The sequence below is a fragment of the Kineosporiaceae bacterium SCSIO 59966 genome, from assembly GCA_020881835.1.
Lineage (GTDB): Bacteria > Actinomycetota > Actinomycetes > Actinomycetales > SCSIO-59966 > SCSIO-59966.
The window spans coordinates 783408-802726 of the sequence record CP052876.1; the positions used below are offsets into that span (position 1 = coordinate 783408).

At 74.9% G+C, this 19319-nt stretch carries 17 protein-coding genes and 1 riboswitch; of the genes, 12 read left to right on the plus strand and 5 right to left on the minus strand.

Annotated elements, in window-relative coordinates; genetic code table 11:
- Nucleotides 1-5 precede the first annotated feature (5 nt).
- Together HJG43_03820 and mce are read right to left on the minus strand one after the other, a co-directional pair.
- The gene (locus HJG43_03820) at nt 6-4397 is read right to left on the minus strand and encodes an FHA domain-containing protein (protein ID UER53826.1); all 4392 of its coding nucleotides are present in this window, start codon (nt 4395-4397) and stop codon (nt 6-8) included.
- Between the two features lie 219 nt (nt 4398-4616).
- Nucleotides 4617-5081 (minus strand): methylmalonyl-CoA epimerase, encoded by a 465-nt coding sequence (mce, locus tag HJG43_03825; protein ID UER53827.1) that lies wholly within the window; start codon nt 5079-5081, stop codon nt 4617-4619.
- Between the two features lie 148 nt (nt 5082-5229).
- Here mce and HJG43_03830 point away from each other — a divergent pair, with 148 nt between their 5' ends.
- The 4 genes from HJG43_03830 to HJG43_03845 all read left to right on the plus strand — a co-directional run bounded on the left by HJG43_03830 (nt 5230) and on the right by HJG43_03845 (nt 8378).
- Nucleotides 5230-6429 (plus strand): acetyl-CoA C-acetyltransferase, encoded by a 1200-nt coding sequence (locus HJG43_03830; protein ID UER53828.1) that lies wholly within the window; start codon nt 5230-5232, stop codon nt 6427-6429.
- Nucleotides 6430-6461: 32 nt separating this feature from the next.
- Complete coding sequence (gene meaB, locus HJG43_03835; protein ID UER55683.1) at nt 6462-7406, plus strand: methylmalonyl Co-A mutase-associated GTPase MeaB; 945 nt, start codon at nt 6462-6464, stop codon at nt 7404-7406.
- 76 nt (nt 7407-7482) lie between these two features.
- Nucleotides 7483-7803 carry a thiamine-binding protein gene (locus HJG43_03840; GenBank protein UER53829.1) on the plus strand — a complete coding sequence of 107 codons (321 nt, stop codon included), beginning with the start codon at nt 7483-7485 and terminating at the stop codon, nt 7801-7803.
- Between the two features lie 215 nt (nt 7804-8018).
- A complete protein-coding gene (locus HJG43_03845; protein UER53830.1) occupies nt 8019-8378 on the plus strand; it encodes a VOC family protein in 360 nt (119 codons plus the stop codon).
- Between the two features lie 7 nt (nt 8379-8385).
- Here the strand turns inward: HJG43_03845 and mug are convergent, their stop codons facing one another.
- On the minus strand, nt 8386-8955 hold the full coding sequence (gene mug / locus HJG43_03850) for a G/U mismatch-specific DNA glycosylase (protein ID UER53831.1): 570 nt from the start codon (nt 8953-8955) through the stop codon (nt 8386-8388).
- A gap of 91 nt (nt 8956-9046) precedes the next feature.
- On the minus strand, nt 9047-11119 hold the full coding sequence (locus tag HJG43_03855; GenBank protein UER53832.1) for a hypothetical protein: 2073 nt from the start codon (nt 11117-11119) through the stop codon (nt 9047-9049).
- A gap of 97 nt (nt 11120-11216) precedes the next feature.
- Between HJG43_03855 and HJG43_03860 the strand changes: the two genes are divergently transcribed.
- Genes HJG43_03860 through HJG43_03870 form a run of 3 tightly spaced genes read left to right on the plus strand, consistent with a single transcriptional unit; the run spans nt 11217 to nt 13986 of the window.
- On the plus strand, nt 11217-11684 hold the full coding sequence (locus HJG43_03860) for a GNAT family N-acetyltransferase (GenBank protein ID UER55684.1): 468 nt from the start codon (nt 11217-11219) through the stop codon (nt 11682-11684).
- A 37-nt stretch (nt 11685-11721) separates the two neighbouring features.
- Nucleotides 11722-12249: a MarR family transcriptional regulator gene (locus tag HJG43_03865; GenBank protein ID UER53833.1), complete on the plus strand. Its 528-nt coding sequence runs from the start codon at nt 11722-11724 to the stop codon at nt 12247-12249.
- Between the two features lie 9 nt (nt 12250-12258).
- Nucleotides 12259-13986 carry a methylmalonyl-CoA mutase gene (locus tag HJG43_03870; protein UER53834.1) on the plus strand — a complete coding sequence of 576 codons (1728 nt, stop codon included), beginning with the start codon at nt 12259-12261 and terminating at the stop codon, nt 13984-13986.
- 23 nt (nt 13987-14009) lie between these two features.
- Here HJG43_03870 and HJG43_03875 read toward each other — a convergent pair whose 3' ends face one another.
- Nucleotides 14010-14441 carry a cupin domain-containing protein gene (locus tag HJG43_03875; GenBank protein ID UER55685.1) on the minus strand — a complete coding sequence of 144 codons (432 nt, stop codon included), beginning with the start codon at nt 14439-14441 and terminating at the stop codon, nt 14010-14012.
- A 339-nt stretch (nt 14442-14780) separates the two neighbouring features.
- Here HJG43_03875 and HJG43_03880 point away from each other — a divergent pair, with 339 nt between their 5' ends.
- The 5 genes from HJG43_03880 to thiO all read left to right on the plus strand — a co-directional run bounded on the left by HJG43_03880 (nt 14781) and on the right by thiO (nt 19319).
- Nucleotides 14781-15449 carry a hypothetical protein gene (locus HJG43_03880; protein ID UER53835.1) on the plus strand — a complete coding sequence of 223 codons (669 nt, stop codon included), beginning with the start codon at nt 14781-14783 and terminating at the stop codon, nt 15447-15449.
- Nucleotides 15446-16438: a hypothetical protein gene (locus HJG43_03885; GenBank protein ID UER53836.1), complete on the plus strand. Its 993-nt coding sequence runs from the start codon at nt 15446-15448 to the stop codon at nt 16436-16438. Before HJG43_03880 ends, HJG43_03885 begins: the two co-directional genes overlap by 4 nt.
- A gap of 89 nt (nt 16439-16527) precedes the next feature.
- Complete coding sequence (locus HJG43_03890) at nt 16528-17451, plus strand: tetratricopeptide repeat protein (GenBank protein ID UER53837.1); 924 nt, start codon at nt 16528-16530, stop codon at nt 17449-17451.
- Between the two features lie 39 nt (nt 17452-17490).
- Nucleotides 17491-17601: riboswitch (TPP riboswitch) on the plus strand.
- Entirely contained in the window at nt 17596-18207 is a 612-nt protein-coding gene (gene thiE / locus HJG43_03895) for a thiamine phosphate synthase (protein UER53838.1), read from the plus strand. Its footprint overlaps the riboswitch before it by 6 nt.
- Complete coding sequence (gene thiO / locus HJG43_03900; GenBank protein ID UER53839.1) at nt 18204-19319, plus strand: glycine oxidase ThiO; 1116 nt, start codon at nt 18204-18206, stop codon at nt 19317-19319. Before thiE ends, thiO begins: the two co-directional genes overlap by 4 nt.

Consider the following 19319-nt stretch of genomic DNA (forward strand, 5'->3'; position numbering starts at 1 on the left):
GCCGGTCACCTGCCGCGGTGGACGACGCCGGGCAGGTCGGCGACCTGAACCGGGTGCGCCCTTCCCTGCTGGACGAGCCAGCCGCGACCCGGGCGGGCGGTGACGGCGCGCGGCACCCGGACGCCGAGCGCGTCGCCGTCGGCGTAGCCGGTCGGGCACAGCAGCAGCCCGGTGCGGCTGCGGCGCAGCTCCGGGACGGTGCCGCGGAACCGGCCGGCGAGGTCACCGGGGTCACCGGCGACGACCACGCCGCCGCCGGCGGCGAGGTGCCGGGCGAGCTGGTCGTCGGCTCCGGTGGTGTCGAGGTCGCGGGTCTCGTCGACCAGCACGGTGACCTCGGGGCCGAGCTCGGCCAGCAGCGTGCGCAGGCGCTCGACGTCCCCGGGGGAGACGACGGCGTCCGTGGGGACGGTCGTCGCCGCCGGAGAGTCCGGTGAGGCCAGGACGACGACGCGGCGGCTCGGGCGGTCCAGCTGCCGGGCCAGGACCGCCAGGGCCGTCGAGCGGCCGGACCCGGGCGGTCCGGCGACCAGGAGCCGGCGGCACTGCGCGCGGGACAGGCCGACGACGCGGGCGTCGTCCCCGCCGATGCCGACCGGCACCTCGACGCCCGGTGCGGCGTCCAGGTCGGTCACGGCGACCTCGTCCGGCAGCGCCCGCAGCCGGAACGGGGGGTGCGGGTTCGTGCCGGCGGCCGGGTCTGTGGAGACGGCGGGGTCGCGCTCGACCTGCGGGTCGGGCCAGGCCGCGGCCGCGAGGACCTGCACCTCCAGGCTCCGGTCGCCGGTGAGCCACAGCCCGCGCCCCGGGGGCATCCTCGACGGCAGGGCGGAGGGGTCGGCGCCGGCCAGGACGGCGTCCGCCGGGTCACTTGTCCGCAGCAGCAGCCGCGCCGTGAACGCCCCGGCCGCGCGGCCCGTGGTGAGCGCCCGCTCCCCGGTCACGACGCTGCTGACGGCGACGGCCGGTCCCTCCCGGACGACGTGCAGCAGGTCGTCCACGACGTCGGCCCGGTCGGCGGCCTCCAGCTCGCGGACCAGGACGTCCCAGCCGTCGACGAGGAGCACGAGCGGGCTCGCCGTCGCGGGGTCCTGGCGCCGGCGGCGCACCTCCGTCAGCAGGGAGGTCGCCAGGCGTCCCAGCAGGTCGGGGTCGTCCCGGCGCAACAAGGCCGCCGTGTGCGGCAGCGACCGTAGCGGCTGCAGAGCGGCGTCCGGTCCTGCGACGACGTAGAGGTGCACGGTGCCGTGCGCCCGGCCGGCAGCCGCCTGTGCGGCCGCCAGGACGGTGCCCGTGCGGCCCGACCGGGGGGCTCCGATGACGGCGAGCGCCGTCCCGGGCCGGAGCGGCAGGGTCACCGGCGGACGGCTCCCCGTCTGCGGGGAGTCGCCGAGCCCGAGCACCAGCGCGGGCACGTCGTGCTCGGGTGCCAGGTGGCTGCCGGCTGCGGCTGGGTCGTACGCCGCGACTGGGTCGTACGCCGCGACTGGGTCGTACGCCGCGACTGGGTCGTACGCCGTGGCCATGTCCTCGGGGGTGAGCACCTCCGGCAGCGGCGGCAGCCACAGGCCGCTCGGCGCCCGCCGACCGGAGCGGGCCGCAGCCTCGGACACGGCGGCGACGATGCGAGCCAGGTCGCTCGGTCCCGGCGGGGAGACGGACGCGTGGGAGGCCTGGCCGGGCCGGTCGTGCTGGACGGCGCGGCCGGCGTCCAGCAGCCGCACCTGCGGTCGGTCGTCGGCGCCCTCCGTCCGGCCGCCCACGTGCGCGCTCTGGAACGGCACCAGCGAGCCGGCACCCGTGCGCAGCACCCCGCGGCCGGGTCGGCGCGGGTCGATCGCCGCGGCGTCCGGTGCCTCGACGACGTCCACGGAGTCGCTGCGGTCCCTGACCCGCAACGCGATCCGCAGGTTGACGTTCGCCGCGATGTCCGGGGTGACCACCCCGGCCGGTCGTTGGGTGGCCAGCACGAGGTGCAGCCCGAGGGAGCGCCCGACGGCGGCCAGCCGCACGAGCCCGGCGACGAAGTCCGGCAGCTCGTCGGCCAGCACCCGGAACTCGTCGACGACGATCATCAGGCGCGGCAACGGGTCGCGGTCCGGCAGGTCGCGGTAGCCGTCGAGGTCACGGGCACCGGCCTCGCGGAGCAGCCGCTCGCGCCGGCGGACCTCGGCGCCGAGCGCGACCAGGGCACGGCGCGTGAGGTGCTCGTCGAGGTCGGTGACCAGGCCGACGGTGTGCGGCAGGTCGGCGCACTCGGCGAACGCCGACCCGCCCTTGTAGTCGATGAGCAGAAAGGTGAGCTCGTCCGGTGGGACCGTGGCCGCCAGGGACGCCAGCAGGGTCCGCAACAGCTCCGACTTGCCGGCACCGGTCGTGCCGCCGACGAGGGCGTGCGGTCCGTCGACTCGCAGGTCCGGGGCCAGCGGCCCGTCCGTCCCCGCGCCGATCAGCGGCTGCAGCGCGCCGCTGCTGCGTGACCACACCGCGGCGACGGCCTCGGCGTCCAGCGGGTCGGTCCCGGTGCGCCGCAACAGGTCCACGAGACTGACGGAGTCGGGCAGCGCCGGACCGTCCTGGCTGGTGCCGTCCCGCAGCGGCGCCAGCGAGCGGGCCACGGCGTGCGACCAGCCAGTGCTCACGACGTCCGCGACGACGTGCCCGCCGTCGGCTGTGTCGATGGGGTCGTCGGGGTCGTGAGGGTCGGCTGTGTCGACGACGTCCGGTCGGTCGGTGGCCAGCCGGACCCGCAGACGGCCGCGGCTGGTCGCCACCGCCTCCACCGTCGCGGCGCACTCGATCGGCAGGCCGGCGGGGTCGGCGTCCCGGCAGACGACGAGGACGCCGACCGCCGGACCGTCTCGCAGCAGGTCGGTGACACCGGGCACGTGGGCCAGCGCCTGGTACCCGTCCAGGACGACGACGTGCCGGCGTCCGGACCACGTCGCCGGGCCGGACCCGGAAGGGGCCTGCCGGCGGCCGGCCACCTCCGCGCGCAGCTCCTCGACGACGGCGCCGGCGTCTCGCGCTCCGTCGAGGTGCTCGCGGACCGCTGCCGGCACGTGCGGCAGCCACCGGGCCCACGCCCAGGCCCTGCCCGCTGCACGGTCGGGGCAGACGATCCACAGCGACGTGTCCCGCGGGCTCTGGAGGACGGCCAGACCCAGGACGGCGAACCGCAGCACCCCGGCCAGGTCCGGGGTGCCGCCGGCCATCCCGACCACGCCGAGGTCGGCCAGCGGCACCGCGACCGGGACGTCCGGACAGCTCAGCAGGCTCTCGTCGTCCGGGCCCTTCAGGTCGTCCGGGCCCTTCAGCCGGACCCGGGAGCGAGCCCGGCCGGTGCCGACCCGCAGCAGCAGGTCGTCGGCGTCCCCCGGACGGCGCTCCCACAGCCGGACCGACGGCGTCCCGGCCGCGACGGCGAGCGTCGGTGCGTCCGGGGCCAGCAGCCGCCGGCGGCGGCTCTCCGCGGCGACCGCCTCCTGGGCCCGTCGGCGGACGTCCGCGAGCTCGCGCTCGTACCGCTCCAGCGCGGCCCGGTGGGTCCGGCGGGCACCACGCCGGTCCGACACCACGGACCCGAGTACCAGCACCGGCGAGGTGAGGCCGAGCAGCAGCGCGAAGGGCGACCACAGCAGGGCCATCGGGATGCTCACCGCCAGGGGGAGGAGCGCCGTCAGCCACGGCACCGGGCGGTGCTCCGGTGGCGCCGGTTCCGCCGGCACCGTCAGCGTGACGTCCTCGAGGGCGGGGACGACCCGGGGTGCCCGGCCCACCTCCACCGTCCCCTCGCCGGTCGGGTGGCACACCGCGACCCGGTACTCCGGTGCCCGGACCACCAGCGTGGTCGACCCCAGCCGCAGGCGGGCCCCGGGGCGGACCCGGGCACCGGCGTCACCCACGGCGACCCCGTCCACGGCGGTGCCGTTCGCGGAGCCGACGTCGCTGGCGAGCACGCCCTGGGGTGACACCTCCAGGACGAGGTGCTGGCGGGAGACGTCGGGGTCGGTGAGGCGCAGGTCCGCGTCCGCTGCGCGGCCCACCCGGTGGGTGCCGGGGCGCAGCAGGTGGACGAGGCCGGCGTCCGGGCCCTCGACGACGTGCAGCTCACCGAGCCCTCGCCGGTCCCGGCGCAGTCCCCAGGCCGTGGTCGGGTCGTCGTCCGGGGCGGTGCCGGTGACCAGCAGTGCGCCCTCGGTCAGCGGGGGCGCTCCGAGCACGTCGTTGTCCGCGACCGGCCGGCCTGCCACCCACACCGGTCCCGGCGGCGTCCCGGTGGCGGCGAGCAGGTCGGCCCGGACGGCGCCGAACGGCGTGCCAGGGCGCGCCCGGACGACGACGTCGACGTCCGGGCGGCCGCCCTGCCGCCGGGTCAGCGTCCAGCGCAGCTCCACGTGGCGAAGGGTGGCAGCGACGCGGGTCCGTCCGCGCCCGCCCTGTGGACAACCCCCCCGACGCCCCCCTCCTCGTGATCATGCAATCCCGCCACCCTCTGCCCGCCACCCATTGCCCCCGCCACCCACTCGCAGAATGCTGGGTTGGTGGCGCAACACGCCGGCAGATGACGGACGAATCCAGCATTCTGCGGGTGGTCTCGCTACCTGGCCTGGTGGTCAGTGGGGCGTCTTGGCTGGCTCCACGAGCTCGACGAGGACGCCGCCGGCGTCCTTGGGGTGCACGAAGTTGACCCGGCTGTTCGACGTCCCCCTGCGGGGCGCGTCGTAGAGCAGCCGCATCCCGCGCTCGCGTAGAACCGTGGACACCCGTTCGACGTCGTCGACCCGGTAGGCGACCTGCTGGACGCCGGCCCCGTTGCGGTCGAGGAACTTCGCGATCGTCGAGGTCTCGTCGAGCGGTGCGAGCAGCTGCACGCACGAGTGCGGCGCCGCCGGGTCGCCCACGCCCATCATCGCCTCGCGGACGCCCTGGTCGGTGTTCACCTCCTCGTGCAGCAGCACCATGCCGAAGGTGTCCCGGTAGAACGCGATGGCGGCCTCGAGGTCGGGGACGGCCACCCCGACGTGGTCGATCGCGGTGAACAGCGGTTCCGGCGGGTCGGTCGTGGCGGGCTCGGTCATGACGAAAGGGTGCCAGAGCCCCGGCCGTGCAGGCTGTGGCGCCGCCCACGTGGCCCTCCGTGGCACAGGCCACGGCGCTCCCTCTGGACGCCGGCCACTGCCGAAGTAGGGTGGACGTCACCGTGACGTGCCCGCCCAGGAGGTACCCGTGACCAGCCCCCGCACCAGCGTCATCGTCGCCGGCGCCCGCACCCCGATGGGGCGGCTGCTCGGCTCGCTCAAGGACTTCTCCGGCAGCGACCTCGGCGGCGTCGCCATCAAGGGCGCCTTGGACAAGGCCGGCGTGGCGCCCGACCAGGTCGACTACGTGATCATGGGGCAGGTGCTGACCGCCGGTGCCGGGCAGATCCCGGCCCGCCAGGCCGCGGTCAAGGCGGGTATCCCGATGACCGTCCCGGCCCTGACCGTCAACAAGGTCTGCCTGTCGGGGATCGACGCCATCGCGCTGGCCGACCAGCTGATCCGCGCCGGCGAGTTCGACGTCGTCGTGGCCGGCGGCCAGGAGTCGATGACGCAGGCGCCGCACCTGCTGGAGAAGTCGCGGTCCGGCTACAAGTACGGCGACGTCACGGTGCGCGACCACATGGCCTACGACGGCCTGTGGGACGTGTTCACCGACCAGGCGATGGGCGGGCTCACCGAGGGTGCCAACTGCGCCGACCGGGAGTTCTCCCGCGAGGAGCAGGACGCGTTCTCCGCCCGCAGCCACCAGCTCGCCGCGCAGGCGTGGAAGAACGGCCTGTTCGACGACGAGGTCGTCCCGGTGCACATCCCGCAGCGCAAGGGGGACCCGGTCGAGTTCCGCTACGACGAGGGCATCCGCGAGGACACGACGGTCGAGTCCCTGGCGCGTCTCAAGCCCGCCTTCCGCCCCGACGGCACGATCACCGCCGGGTCCGCCTCCCAGATCTCGGACGGCGCTGCCGCCGTCGTCGTGATGAGCAAGGAGAAGGCCACCGAGCTCGGCCTGTCGTGGCTGGCCGAGATCGGCGCGCACGGTGTCGTGGCCGGCCCGGACTCGACCCTGCAGAGCCAGCCGTCGCGCGCCATCGAGGCGGCCTGCGCCAAGGAGGGCATCACCCCCGCCGACCTCGACCTCGTGGAGATCAACGAGGCGTTTGCTGCGGTCGGTCTGGCCAGCATCAAGGAGCTGGACCTCGACCCGGAGAAGGTCAACGTCAACGGCGGTGCCATCGCCATGGGCCACCCGATCGGCATGTCCGGCGCCCGGATCACCCTGCATCTCGCACTGGAGCTGCAGCGGCGGGGCGGCGGAACCGGGGTCGCGGCGCTGTGCGGCGGGGGCGGTCAGGGCGACGCTCTCGTCGTCCGCGTGCCGAGGTCCTGAGCTTGGCGGCCGGTGCCCGCGCCGACCTCTCGATCGACGACCTGGTCCGACGCGCGCGGGAGGGCTCACCGCGGGCGGTCGCCCGTCTCATCTCTCTGGTCGAGGACGCCTCACCGCAGCTGCGGGAGGTGATGGCCGCGCTCGCCCCGCACACCGGGCGGGCATGGGTGATCGGGCTGACCGGCTCCCCGGGAGTGGGCAAGTCGACGACCACGTCCATGATCGTCTCGGCTCTGCGTGCCCGGGACCTGAGGGTCGGGATCCTCGCGGTGGACCCGTCGTCCCCGTTCTCCGGCGGTGCGCTGCTCGGGGACCGGATCCGGATGCAGGACCACGTCCTGGACCGCGAGGTCTACATCCGCTCCATGGCGAGCCGCGGCCACCTCGGTGGTCTGGCCTGGTCGACCCCGCAGGCGCTTCGGGTGCTCGACGCCTGCGGCTGCGACGTCGTCCTCGTCGAGACGGTGGGTGTCGGGCAGAGCGAGGTGGAGGTTGCCCGGACGGCGGACACGACCGTCGTCCTGCTCGCGCCCGGGATGGGGGACGGCGTCCAGGCCGCCAAGGCGGGGATCCTCGAGATCGGCGACGTGTTCGTCGTCAACAAGGCCGATCGGGAGGGTGCGGACGCCACCGTGCGGGACATCCGCGGCATGATCTCGCTCGGCGAGCGGCGTCAGGCCGGGGACTGGCGCCCGCCGGTGGTCAAGTCGGTCGCGTCCCGGTCCGAGGGGGTGGACGACGTCATGGAGGCTCTGGACAAGCACTGGGACTGGCTGCAGTCCAGCGGGGAGCTCGGACGACGCCGGCACCGGCGCGCGGCTGACGAGATCGAGGCGCTGGCCGTCACCGCGTTGCGCGAGCGGATCGGCGACCTGCGCTCGGGGCGCGGTCTGGACGACCTCGCCGAGCAGGTCGTCGCAGGTGATCTCGACCCGTACACAGCCGCCGACCGCCTCGTCGCCGCGGTCGCAGGCTGACCTCGCGGGGCCGTACGGTCGGTCCGTCGGCCGTCACAGCCGCCGAGGGTGGCAACTTCCTGGCAGAGTGAGGCGCATGATCGTCGCGTTCTCCGTCGCACCGTCCGGAACCGGTGACTCCGTCAGCGCCGCCGTCGCGGACGCCGTCCGCGTGGTCCGGGAGTCGGGACTGCCGAACCGGACCGACGCCATGTTCACCAGCATCGAGGGGGAGTGGGACGAGTGCATGGACGTCGTCCGGCGCGCCTGTGAGGCGGTCGGGCGGCACGGCAACCGGGTCTCGCTCGTGCTCAAGGCCGACATCCGCCCCGGCCGCACCGGTGAGCTGCAGGGCAAGCTCGACCGGCTCGAGGCCGCGCTGGAGCGGGCCGAGGGCGAAACGGGTCCAGGCCGGTAGCCCGGTCGTGGCTGGTCGTCAGCGCTGCTGGTCGTCGGGTCGCGCTCGCTGGCGCGCCATAGGGGTCAGCTGGTGTCGGGGGCGGGTCGGGGTGGGGTGGCGGGATTGCATGATCACGGATGGGGGGCGAGGATCTCCCTTGACCCGGTCGCCGGTGCCCCCATGACGTCCGCGCGGCTCTAGCCCCGTCCCGCCGGCTCGGCTACCTTCCGGACATGGCTGTCGCCCGCTCGCCGTCCGTCGTCCTCGACTGCCCGGACCCCGCCGTCCTGGCACGCTTCTACGCCGAGCTGCTCGGCTGGACGGTGGAGGCCGGCGACGACTGGGCCGACGTCCGCCCGGCCGACGGCAGCCAGTGCCTGTCCTTCCAGCAGGTGACGGACTACCGGGCACCGCAGTGGCCGGGCCAGGACCTGCCGCAGCAGATGCACCTCGACGTCGTCGTCGACGACCTGGACGCCGCCGAACGGGCGGTCGTGGCGCTCGGCGCGACACGGCACGCCCACCAGCCGGGGACGACGTTCCGGGTGTTCCTCGACCCCGCCGGGCACCCGTTCTGCCTGTGCCTGGACTGAGGCTGCTTCAGCCCTCGACCGCACGTCGCAGCTCCGCCAGCCGGTCGCTCAGCGCGTCGAGCGAGTAGTGGGCGTTGAGGCCGCTGGGGTTCGGGAGCAGCCACACCCGCGCGCCGGCGAGCCGCCGCTCCTGCGGCCCCACCGACGCCGTCCGGTCGTCGAACGCCGTGCGGTACGTCGTGACTCCCAGCACGGCGACGAACCGTGGGGCCCATCGCTGGACGTCGGCGACGAGTCGTTCGCCGCCCGCCCGGATCTCCTGCTTCGTGAGCTCGGCCGCCGTCGCGGTCGCCCGCTCCACGACGTTCGTGACGCCCAGGCCGAGGCCGAGGAGCTCGTGCTGCTCGGCGGGCGCCAGCTGCCGCGGTGTGAACCCGGAGCGGTGCAGTGCCGGCCAGAACCGGTTCCCCGGACGGGCGAAGTGGAACCCGGTCCACGCCGTCCACAGTCCTGGATTGATGCCGCAGAAGAGGACCCGCAGACCGGGCGCGGCGACGGGCGGGACGGTGGCGCCGACGTAGCGGAGGAGCTCCTCCCTGCCCGGACCGCGGCGTCCGGGCGCTGTCGATCGCGCCACGGACGCACGGTAGCGGTCCCGGCGCGGCGTGGTCCGGGCAGGCGGCGGGCGTGGGGGTGGCGGGATTGCATGATCACGAACAGGGGAGTGATCACCGAGGGGGGAGGGGGAGGGTGTCGAGCTCGGTGAGGCCGTCCACCGCCAGCAGGGTCAGGGTCCGGCCACCGTCACCGGCACCCTCGGCGAGGACGACGACGCGCTCACCGACCGGCGTGGCGCGCAGCACCCACGCCTCGCGGTCCGTCGTCCAGCGGCCGGTCTCGGTCAGGGTGCCGTCGCGGGCGACCGACACCCCGACGATGCCGCTGCTGCCGCCCGCCGCGAGCGGCAGCAGCGCGAGCCGGCGTTCCGGCAGGTAGCTGAAGGCGCGGGACTCGCCCTCGACGTCCGTCCACGCGTCGCGGTAGGTGAGTGTGTCGATCCGCGCCGGCGCCGCCAGGTCGCGCAGGTCGAACGACGATACCTGCGCCCCGGTGACCTGGCCGGTCTCGGTCGCGTCCTGGCCCACCCCGAGCAGCAGGTCGTCGCCGAGGGGGTGCAGGTACGCCGAGTAGCCGGGGATCTTCAGCTCCCCGACCACGGCCGGGGCGGCCGGGTCGGACAGGTCGACGGTGTACAGCGGGTCGGTCTGCCGGAACGTCACGACGACGGCGAGGTCGCCGAACCAGCGGACGGCGCGGATCTCCTCACCCTTGCCCAGCCCGCCGACCGAGCCGGTCTCGACCAGATCCCCGTCGCGCTCGGCGAGCACGGTGACGACGGCCTCGGTGCCGTGCTCGGCCGACTCCGCGGTGGTGGCCACGCGCAGCATGCCGTCCTGCGCGCTCATCGCCCAGCGGCCGAGCAGCCAGCCGGGCACCGAGCCCGACCCGAGGTACTCGGTGCGCGCCGGGTCGGTGATGTCGAAGCCGTGCAGCTGTGTCGAGCTCGACACCACGGTCGTCCCGATGCGGACGTCGACCGGCACCGGGAAGCCCCAGCCGCCACGGGTGGTGGCGACGTACAGCCGGTCGGCCGAGGCGTAGACCATGCCGCCGTCCGCCGACACGGCGTCGGTGTCCACCGTCGGGACGTCGGCCGCACCGGCGTCCAGCGTCAGCACGGTGACGGTGCCGAGGCCCGCCGGGTCCACGGGGTGGGCCAGGGAGGCGCAGTCCACCGCGGGCTCGCGGGACAGCACCGAGCCGTCGGCGTCCCGGACGACGCGCTGCGGCAGCCACTCGACGGCGGTCATGCTCTCGATCGCCGCCCGGTTCGCCTCCTCCGCGGCGTCCTCGTCGATGCTGCCGTCGGCGTCGTACTCCGGCTGGGGGAACGGGATGGCCGGTGTCGACCCCAGGACGACGCGGACGGCGTCGCCGACCACGCGCGCGGACAGGTAGGACGCCTCGACCTCCTCGGTGCGCACGAGGCGGGGACCACCGTCGGCCGTCAGGTCGAGGACGGACAGCACGGTCGTCGGCGCCCACGACTCGACGGGTGGCGGTGAGGGCACCACGGCGTCGGAGCCGCCGTCCTCGCTCGGCTCGGGCAGGCCGGGTTCGGGCAGCGGCGCCGGCTCGACCGGCTGCGGCTCGCGCTGGCCGACGACGAGGGCGCGGTCTCCGAGCAGCAGCAGCTCGCTGAGCCACTGCCCGTCGAGGGACACCGAGCCGGTCGAGCGCAGCCGCCCGCCGTCGGTGTCGACCACGTGCACCGCGTTGCCGGACAGGGTCACGACCCGGCGACCGTCCGTCTTGACCAGGTCCGGCTCGTCGACGCCCTGCTCCTGGACGTTGGTGCCCGTCTCGCCCGGGCCGACGGCGCCGCCGGTGGCCCCGTCGGCGGCCTCGCCGGCGCTCTCGGCGGCGTCCTCGGCGATGCCCGCGAGCGCGTCGTCCTGACCGCCCGGCGCGCCGAGCACGCGCCCGAGCCAGCTGCCGCCGGCGTCGGGTCCCTGCAGGCCCCACGGCCCGACCAGGTCGAGTGCCTGGTCCCGGTACCACTGCTCGACGTCGTCGCAGCCGGTGAACGGCACGAGCTCGGCGGCGGCGGCCTCCGGTTCGGTGCCGGTGAGGGCCGGGACGACGAGAAGCCCGGCGGTGGCGGCCGCGACGGCGACCGCGGCCCGTCGGGTCACGCGACGGCGCCGGTCGTCCGGGACAGGATCGGTCGGGCTGCTCATGGGGCTCCTCCTCGACGACGGGCACCGCTGTGACGCCGGCCACCTCGCGGCGGTTCCCGTCGAGACCGGATCGTGATCCACTGTGGCCGTGGAGGGCATCCGGCCGGCACGCCCTGAGGACGCACCAGGGATCGCGCGCGTGCACCTGACGAGCTGGCGGGAGACGTATGCGGGCCTGCTGTCGGCGGCATTCCTCGACGCCCAGGACCCGGCGGAGCGAGAGGCGATGTGGCGTCGCGTCCTTGACCAGAGCCCGGGCCGGGTCCACGTCGCCGAGTCCGCCGGCGAGGTCGTCGGCTTCAGCGCAGTCCGGCGGCACGACGACGGCGCCGCTCCGCGACCACTGGAGCTCAAGGTCATCTACCTGCTCGCCACGCACCACGGCACCGGTCTCGGGCAGGGCCTGCTGGACGCCGCACTCGCGGATGCGCCGGCGTTTCTCTGGGTCGCCGAGGACAACCCTCGCGCACGAGCCTTCTACCGGCGCAACGGTTTTGAGCCCGACGGTGCCCGCGAGACGGTCGAGGCGTGGGAGAACATGGTGGAGGTCCGGCTCGTCCGCTGAGTGCTGGCCTCCAGCAACCGCGGGTACGGTGACGGCCGTGCCCAGGCCCAGGCTCGCGTTCGACCCGGTCGCCCGCGCCGAGGAGCTGTGGTGCCAGCACTGGGGCGCCGACAGCCCGCACGACGCGATGGCCGCGGCCACGTCGGTGATGCGCGTCCAGCAGCTCCTGCTGGCCCGGTTCGACGCCGTCCTCAAACCGCTCGGGCTGACGTTCGCCCGCTACGAGGCACTCGTCCTGCTGGTGTTCAGCTCGGCCGGCGAGCTGCCGCTGTCCAAGGTGGGCGAGCGCCTGATGGTGCACCCGACGAGCGTCACGAACATCGTCGACCGCCTGGAGGCCTCCGGGTTCGTCGAGCGGGTGCCCAACCCTCGTGACGGGCGCGGCACGCTGGCGAGGATCACGCCGTCCGGCCGGGACGTCGCCGCGCGGGCGACCGAGCGCCTGCACGCGATCGAGTTCGGCCTGGAGGCCCTGGACGCCCGGCAGCGCGCCGACCTCACTGGGCTGCTGCGGCTGGTGCGGATCGGCGCCGGAGACTTCCCGGATAGTCGGACGTCCGAGTAACCTGGCGGCATGGACGCGGAGCAGATCGAGGCCGGACGACGTCGCTGGCAGGAGCGGTACGACGCCGCGCTGGCGAGCGGAAAGGTCCGGGACGCGGACTTCACCACGCTGTCGGGGACGGACGTCGACCCGGTCTACGGGCCGCCGGAGGGTGCGAGCGACCCGCGGATGGACCGGATCGGCTGGCCCGGGGAGTTCCCGTTCACCCGCGGCCTGTACGCCACCGGCTACCGCGGTCGCACCTGGACCATCCGGCAGTTCGCCGGGTTCGGCAACGCGCGGCAGACCAACGAGCGCTACCGGATGATCCTCGAGCGCGGCGGTGGCGGCCTGTCCGTGGCCTTCGACATGCCGACCCTCATGGGCCGCGACTCCGACGACCCGCGCAGTCTCGGCGAGGTCGGGCACTGCGGCGTCGCGGTCGACAGCGCGGCGGACATGGACGTGCTGTTCGACGGCATCCCGCTCGGGGACGTCACCACGTCGATGACGATCTCCGGGCCCGCCGTCCCCGTGTTCTGCATGTACCTGGTCGCCGCCGAGCGGCAGGGTGTCGACATCCGCACCCTCAACGGCACCCTGCAGACGGACATCTTCAAGGAGTACATCGCGCAGAAGGAGTGGCTGTTCCCGCCGGAGCCGCACCTGCGTCTCATCGGCGACCTGATGGAGTACTGCGCGGCCAACATCCCCGCGTACAAGCCGCTCTCGGTGTCCGGCTACCACATCCGCGAGGCCGGCTCCACGGCGGCCCAGGAGCTGGCGTACACGCTCGCCGACGGCTTCGCCTACGTGGAGCTCGGGCTCTCGCGCGGCATGGACGTCGACGTGTTCGCCCCCGGACTGTCCTTCTTCTTCGACGCGCACGTCGACTTCTTCGAGGAGATCGCGAAGTTCCGTGCGGCCCGGCGCATCTGGGCCCGCTGGCTGCGAGACGTCTACGGCGCCAGGACCGACAAGGCGCAGTGGCTGCGCTTCCACACCCAGACGGCCGGTGTGTCACTCACCGCCCAGCAGCCGATGAACAACGTCGTCCGGACGGCGGTGGAGGCGCTCGCCGCCGTTCTCGGCGGCACGAACTCGTTGCACACCAACGCTCTTGACGAGACCCTCGCCCTGCCGACCGAGGAGTCGGCGGAGGTCGCGCTGCGGACCCAGCAGGTGCTGATGGAGGAGACCGGTGTCACGAACGTCGCCGACCCTCTCGGCGGGTCCTGGTACGTCGAGGCGCTCACGGACCGGCTCGAGGCCGAGGCCGAGCGCATCTTCGAGCGAATCCGCCGGATGGGGGAGCAGGGCCGGACGCCGAACGCCGACGGGGTCGTGGAGCACGAGATCGGGCCGATGACGTCCGGGATCCTGCGCGGCATCGAGGACGGCTGGTTCACCGGCGAGATCGCCGACGCGGCCTTCGCCTACCAGACCGCGCTGGAGAAGGGCGACAAGAAGATCGTCGGGGTCAACTGCCACACGCAGACGACGGCTCGCGAGCTGGAGATCCTGCGCGTCAGTCACGAGGTCGAGCGCGAGCAGGTCCGGGTGCTGGCGCAGCGCCGGCAGGCTCGCGACGACGCAGCGGCGCGCGCCGCGGTGCGCCGCATGGTCGAGGTGGCCCGCACCGACGGCAACCTCGTCGAGCCGATGCTGGAGGCCGTGCGGGCCGAGGCCACCCTCGGTGAGATCTGCGGGGCGCTGCAGCAGGAGTGGGGCGGGTACACCGAGCCGGCCCGGTTCTGAGCCCTCACGGAGCATCGGAGCCCTCACGGAGCCGTGGTACCCGCGCGGCCGTAGGCGTCGCTGAGCCGGACGACGTCCTCGCGCCAGCCCGGCGCCGCGGTCGAGCACTCGGCCACGACGAGCTCGGTCGTCGCCGCCACCCGGTGCACCACCCCAGCCGGGACGTGCACGGTGTCGCCGGCGCGGACCACCACGGCCTCCAGGCGCTCGGCGTCCGGGCCGTGCTCGACGACTCCCTGGCCGGAGACGACGTAGAGGGTCTCGTCCTTCTCCCGGTGGAACTGGCAGGACAGGCAGTGACCGGCGTGCACGGTGATGAGCTTGCCGGCGTAGCACCCGTCGACCAGAGCGAAGAGCACCTCGTGCCCCCACGGCTTGGGCTGTGTCCCCGCCCGGCCGAAGACCGCCGCCCGTCTCGCGGGTGCCGCCGGGCTCGCCTGGGCTGCCTCTGTCAGCTGGGTCACCGGTGCCTGCCGGTCCGTCGTCGTGCCCACCCTGGTGCCTCCGTCTCGTCCGGTCCGGGACGTCTGCCCCGTCCTCGCCGACGGTAGGTGGGGCGGCGTCCGGCCGTGGCGGAAACGTCAGACTCACCGGTGCACCCCGGCCACGGTCTGACGAGTCGTGCCCGTGCCCTCACTGTCCGTCGCCGTGGTTCGCCGTGGTTCGCCGTCCCGGGTCACGGCGTCCGACCGCGGCGTCCGACCGCCGCGTCCGACCGCGGCGCGCCGGCCTGGTGACGCCCACCTATCCTGATCGTCGGCCCGACCCGAGCCCGACCCCGAGGAGCAGCACCCGTGCAACGCGTCCTGCTGGCCGTGCTGGCCGGGCTGCTCGCGCTGGCCGGGGTCGCCGTGCTCGCGGTCGGTATCGCCCAGCGCACCGTGTGGCTGCCTGAGGACGAGGTGAGCGCCACCGCGACGCTGCCCTCCGACGTCCCGCTGGCCGTCACCGAGCCGGGCGTGCTGGAGATGCGCGAGGGCCCGGTGACGGTGACGGTCACGGCCGGTGAGAACGACACCCCGGTCGTCCTCGCCGTCGGCCGCACCGCGGACGTCGAGGCGTGGGTGGACGGCGCCGCCCACGCCAGGATCGGCGGTCTGCAGACGCCGGAGAGGCTCGCCGTCCGGACCGTGGACGGCGAGACGGAGGTGCCGGACCCCGGCACCACCTCCGACCTGTGGACCGAGCAGGAGGTCGGGACCGGTGGTGCGACGTTCGTCTACGACCCGCCGCCGGGCAGCTGGGCCCTGCTCGCCGCCACGAACGGCACCGTCCCCGGCCCCGCACGGCTCACGCTGACGTGGCCGCGGGAGGTCACTACGCCGTGGTCGGTCCCGCTCATCGCCCTCGGCGGCGTCCTGCTGGGGACCGGGGGCGCCGCGCTGGCCTGGATGTGGGTGCGCGGCGAGCTGTCCCCGGTGCGTGCCGGCCGCCCCCGCCACGACCGGCAGGTGCAGCGGTGAGCCGCCCCGTGCTTCGCGCTGCGGCGGCCGGGCTGGCCGCCGGCGCGCTGCTCGCCGGCTGCGCGCAGGAGCCCCTGCCCGAGCCGCGCCCGGTCGAGGTGACCGAGCCGGTGCCCGTCGTCGACGACGGGCAGGCCGTCATGGTGCGCGAGCGGGTGCTCGACGTCGTCGCCTCCGGGGACGAGGCCCTGGACGCCGCGCCGCTGGAGTCCCGGGTGACCGGTCCGGCGCTCGAGGTGCGCACCGCCCGGTACACGCTGCGCCGTCAGCTCGAGGACCGCCCGGAGCTGCCCGACCTCGGCGGAGAGCTGCTGCTCACGGCCGCACCCGAGGCCGACGGGTGGCCGCGGTGGTTCCTCACCGCCTCGCGTCCGGCGCCGGACGCCGCCCCACAGCTCCAGGTGCTCACCCAGGAGTCCCCGCGGGAGATGTACCGGTTGACCGCCTGGGTGACGATGCTGCCGGGCACGACCCTGCCCGAGCTGCCGTCCGGCGAGCCGGTGCAGGCCCTCGACCCGGCCGAGCAGAGCGGCCTGGTGGCCGCTCCGGCGCAGGTCGTCGCACGCTACGCCGACGCCCTCGCCCTCGGCGACGACAGCGACCACGCGGAGTTCTTCGCCGACGACGTCCTGCGCGCCCAGGTGGTCGCCGAGCAGGAGGCCGAGCGGGAGGCGGTGAGCGAGTTCTTCGACTACGACGTCGCGCACACCCCCCGCGAGGGGCAGGTGTGGGCCCTGCGCACCAGCGACGGGGGCGCCGTCGTCCTCGGGGCGATCGAGAGCAGGCGCGCCTTCGCCGTCACCGCCGAGGGCGCCCGGCTCCCGCTGCCGGAGGACCTCGCCGTGCTCGCCGGCACCGAGGAGGCCACCGAGGCGGCGACGGTCACCTCGTTGCAGATGGTCGCCTTCGCCGTCCCGCCCGAGGGCTCGTCGGAGCCGGTGACGGTGCTCGGCGGTGAGCGCGCCGTCCTCGCCGCGACCGCCACCTGACCCCCACCGTCCCGCGTGACCCCCACCGTCCCGCGCCGAACCGCACCGACCACACTGCAGAACCGGACCCGAGGAGAGGACCTCCCCCGATGACCCAGCCCCCCAGCCAGCCCGGACCGCGCCTGGACCTGCGTGGCGCCGTCGACCTGTCCCGCCTCAGCCAGCAGGCGCCGTCGTCGGGTTCCGGCGGCGGCGGGCGGTTCGTCCGCGACGTCACCGAGGCCGACTTCGCCGACGTCGTCCAGCTGTCGATGACCGTGCCGGTCGTCGTCGACCTGTGGGCCACCTGGTGCGGCCCGTGCCGTCAGCTGTCCCCGGTGCTCGAGCGGCTGGCCGAGGAGTACGGCGGCCGGTTCCTGCTGGCCAAGGTGGACGTCGACGCCAACCCGCAGATCTCCCAGGCGTTCCAGGTGCAGTCCATCCCCACCGTCGTGGCCATCCTGCGCGGCCAGCCCGTCCCGCTGTTCCAGGGAGCCGTGCCGGAGCCGCAGGTGCGCCAGGTCCTCGACGAGCTGCTGCGGGTCGCCGCGGAGAACGGCGTGACCGGCACCCTGGACGGCACCGAGCAGGCCGGTGAGGCCGACGACCAGCCGGCGCCGCTGCCCCCGCTGCACCAGGAGGCGTACGACGCCATCCAGCGTGGCGACCTGGAGGCTGCGGCGGACGCCTACCGCCGGGCGCTCGCCGAGAGCCCGGCGGACGCCGACGCCCGGGCGGGCCTCGCTCAGGTCGAGCTGATGGCCCGGACCCGGGACCTGGACCCCGAGGCCACCCGCAGGGCCGCTGCGGACGACCCGACGGACGTCGAGGCCGGCATGCGCTGCGCCGACCTCGACGTGCTCGGCGGCCACGTCGAGGACGCGTTCACCCGGCTCGTCGACCTCGTCCGGATCACCTCCGGTGAGGAGCGGGAGACCGTCCGCCGGCGGATGCTCGACCTGTTCGAGGTCGTCGGCCCGGACGACGAGCGGGTGCTCGCCGCCCGCAGGGCGCTGGCCAACGCCCTGTTCTGACCTCTTCACGACCCACCCGCCCGCCTGCTACGTTTGTCGCAATTCCACCGCGGGAGTCCGAGGCATCGGGCTGAGAGGGAGCTGGAGCCGCTCCGACCGCTGAACCTGATCCGGGTCATGCCGGCGAAGGAAGTGAGGAGCGACGTGCTACCCCGCATCCACTGCATCACCGACTTCCCGTCGTACGACGCCCTGGCGCTGACCGTGCTGGAGGCGGTCGTCCAGGCCGGCGTGGACGCCGTCCAGGTCCGGGCCAAGTCGCTGCCCGACCGCGAGGTCCTGGCCTTCACCCGGGCGCTCGTGGACCGTCTCGCCGGGACGCCGGCCACGGTGATCGTCAACGACCGGCTCGACATCGCCCTGGCCGCGGGGGCGCACGGCGTCCACCTCGGGCTCGACGACCTCCCCGTCGCGGAAGCCAGGCGTCTCGCCCCACCAGGCTTCCTCGTCGGCGGGACCTGCCGGCACGCGCGGCACGCCGAGGACGCCAGGGCGCAGGGCGCCGACTACGCCGGCGTCGGACCAGTCCACCGCACCACCACGAAGACGGGCCTGCCGGCCCCGATCGGCCTGGACGCCCTGCGTGAGGCTGCCGGCGTCCTGCCCGCGATCGCCGTCTCCGGCATCACCGCCGAGCGCGTCCCCGAGGTGATGGCCGCCGGCGCCTACGGCGTCGCCGTCGCCTCAGCCATCTGCCGGTCCCCCCGGCCCGAGCTCGCCGCCAGGGGGCTCGTCGACGCCGTCGCACGCGGATGAGGGCGGCCGTGATCGGCGCCGGCGTCGTCGGCCTCGCCTGCGCCGAGGAGCTGGCCCACGCCGGGCACGAGGTGCGGGTGTTCGACCCCGACCCCGGCGCCGGGGCGACCCGCGCCGCGGCCGGCATGCTGGCCCCGGCCGGGGAGGCCTGGCACGGCGAGGCGGACCTGCTCCGGCTCGGCGTCGCCTCGGCCCGGCTGTGGCCGCAGTACGCCGCGCGACTGGGCGCGGCCTCCGGTGTGGACGTCGACCTGCGCACCGCGGGCACGCTGCTGGTCGGGCAGGACCACGACGACCTGCAGCAGGTCCGACGCTCGCTCGAGGTGCTGGCAGCCGAGGGCCTGCGCTTCCACGAGCTCGGCCCGCGAGAGGTGCGGGCCCAGGAGCCCACGCTGTCCCGCGTGGCCGGCGCGGCACTCCTGCCGGACGACCACAACGTCAACCCCCGCAAGGTGGTGCGCGCCCTGCTGCAGCTGCTCGGTGACCGCCTCGTGGCGGCGCGAGCGGCCGTGGACTCCGCCGGCGTGGTGACTGCGGACGGCACCCGGTTCGACTGCGACGCCGTCGTGGTCGCCACCGGTGCCGAGGCCCGGACCGTGGCGCCGCAGGTGCGTCCGGTGCGCGGGGAGACGATCCGGCTGCGGGCCGGTGACCCGCCGTCGCGGGTGCTGCGTGCCCGGGTGCACGGCCAGCCGGTCTACGTCGTCCCCCGCGCCGGCGGCGAGGTGGTCGTCGGCGCGTCGGAGGAGGAGCACGACGCCGAGCCCGTCGCCGGCCTCGGCACCGTCGTCCGGCTGCTGCACGCAGCACGGACCCTGGTCCCCGGGCTGGAGACCGCCGGCGTCCTCGAGATCACCGCCCGGCACCGGCCCGGCACCCCGGACAACGGGCCCCTCATCGGGCCGCGCGCCCACAGCGGCCCGGTGCGCGAGGTGCTCGCCGTCGGCCACTACCGCGGCGGCGTCCTGCTCGCCCCGGTGACCGCGCAGGCCGTGCGGGCCCACGTCGAGGGCTCCGACGTGCCGGCCGTCGCCCGGCCCTTCGTCCCGAGCCGCTTCACCGACCCGCAGCACGTCACACCGACCGGTCAGGGGAGGGCCCTCACCACATGA

Bases quoted from the DNA above. Each gene is read 5' to 3' on its own strand.
- mce (UER53827.1), bottom strand. From the start codon at position 5,081: ATGACCGAGCCCGCCACGACCGACCCGCCGGAACCGCTGTTCACCGCG.
- HJG43_03840 (UER53829.1), top strand. From the start codon at position 7,483: ATGATCGTCGCGTTCTCCGTCGCACCGTCCGGAACCGGTGACTCCGTC.
- HJG43_03845 (UER53830.1), top strand. From the start codon at position 8,019: ATGGCTGTCGCCCGCTCGCCGTCCGTCGTCCTCGACTGCCCGGACCCC.
- HJG43_03855 (UER53832.1), bottom strand. From the start codon at position 11,119: ATGAGCAGCCCGACCGATCCTGTCCCGGACGACCGGCGCCGTCGCGTG.
- HJG43_03870 (UER53834.1), top strand. From the start codon at position 12,259: ATGGACGCGGAGCAGATCGAGGCCGGACGACGTCGCTGGCAGGAGCGG.
- HJG43_03890 (UER53837.1), top strand. From the start codon at position 16,528: ATGACCCAGCCCCCCAGCCAGCCCGGACCGCGCCTGGACCTGCGTGGC.
- thiO (UER53839.1), top strand. From the start codon at position 18,204: ATGAGGGCGGCCGTGATCGGCGCCGGCGTCGTCGGCCTCGCCTGCGCC.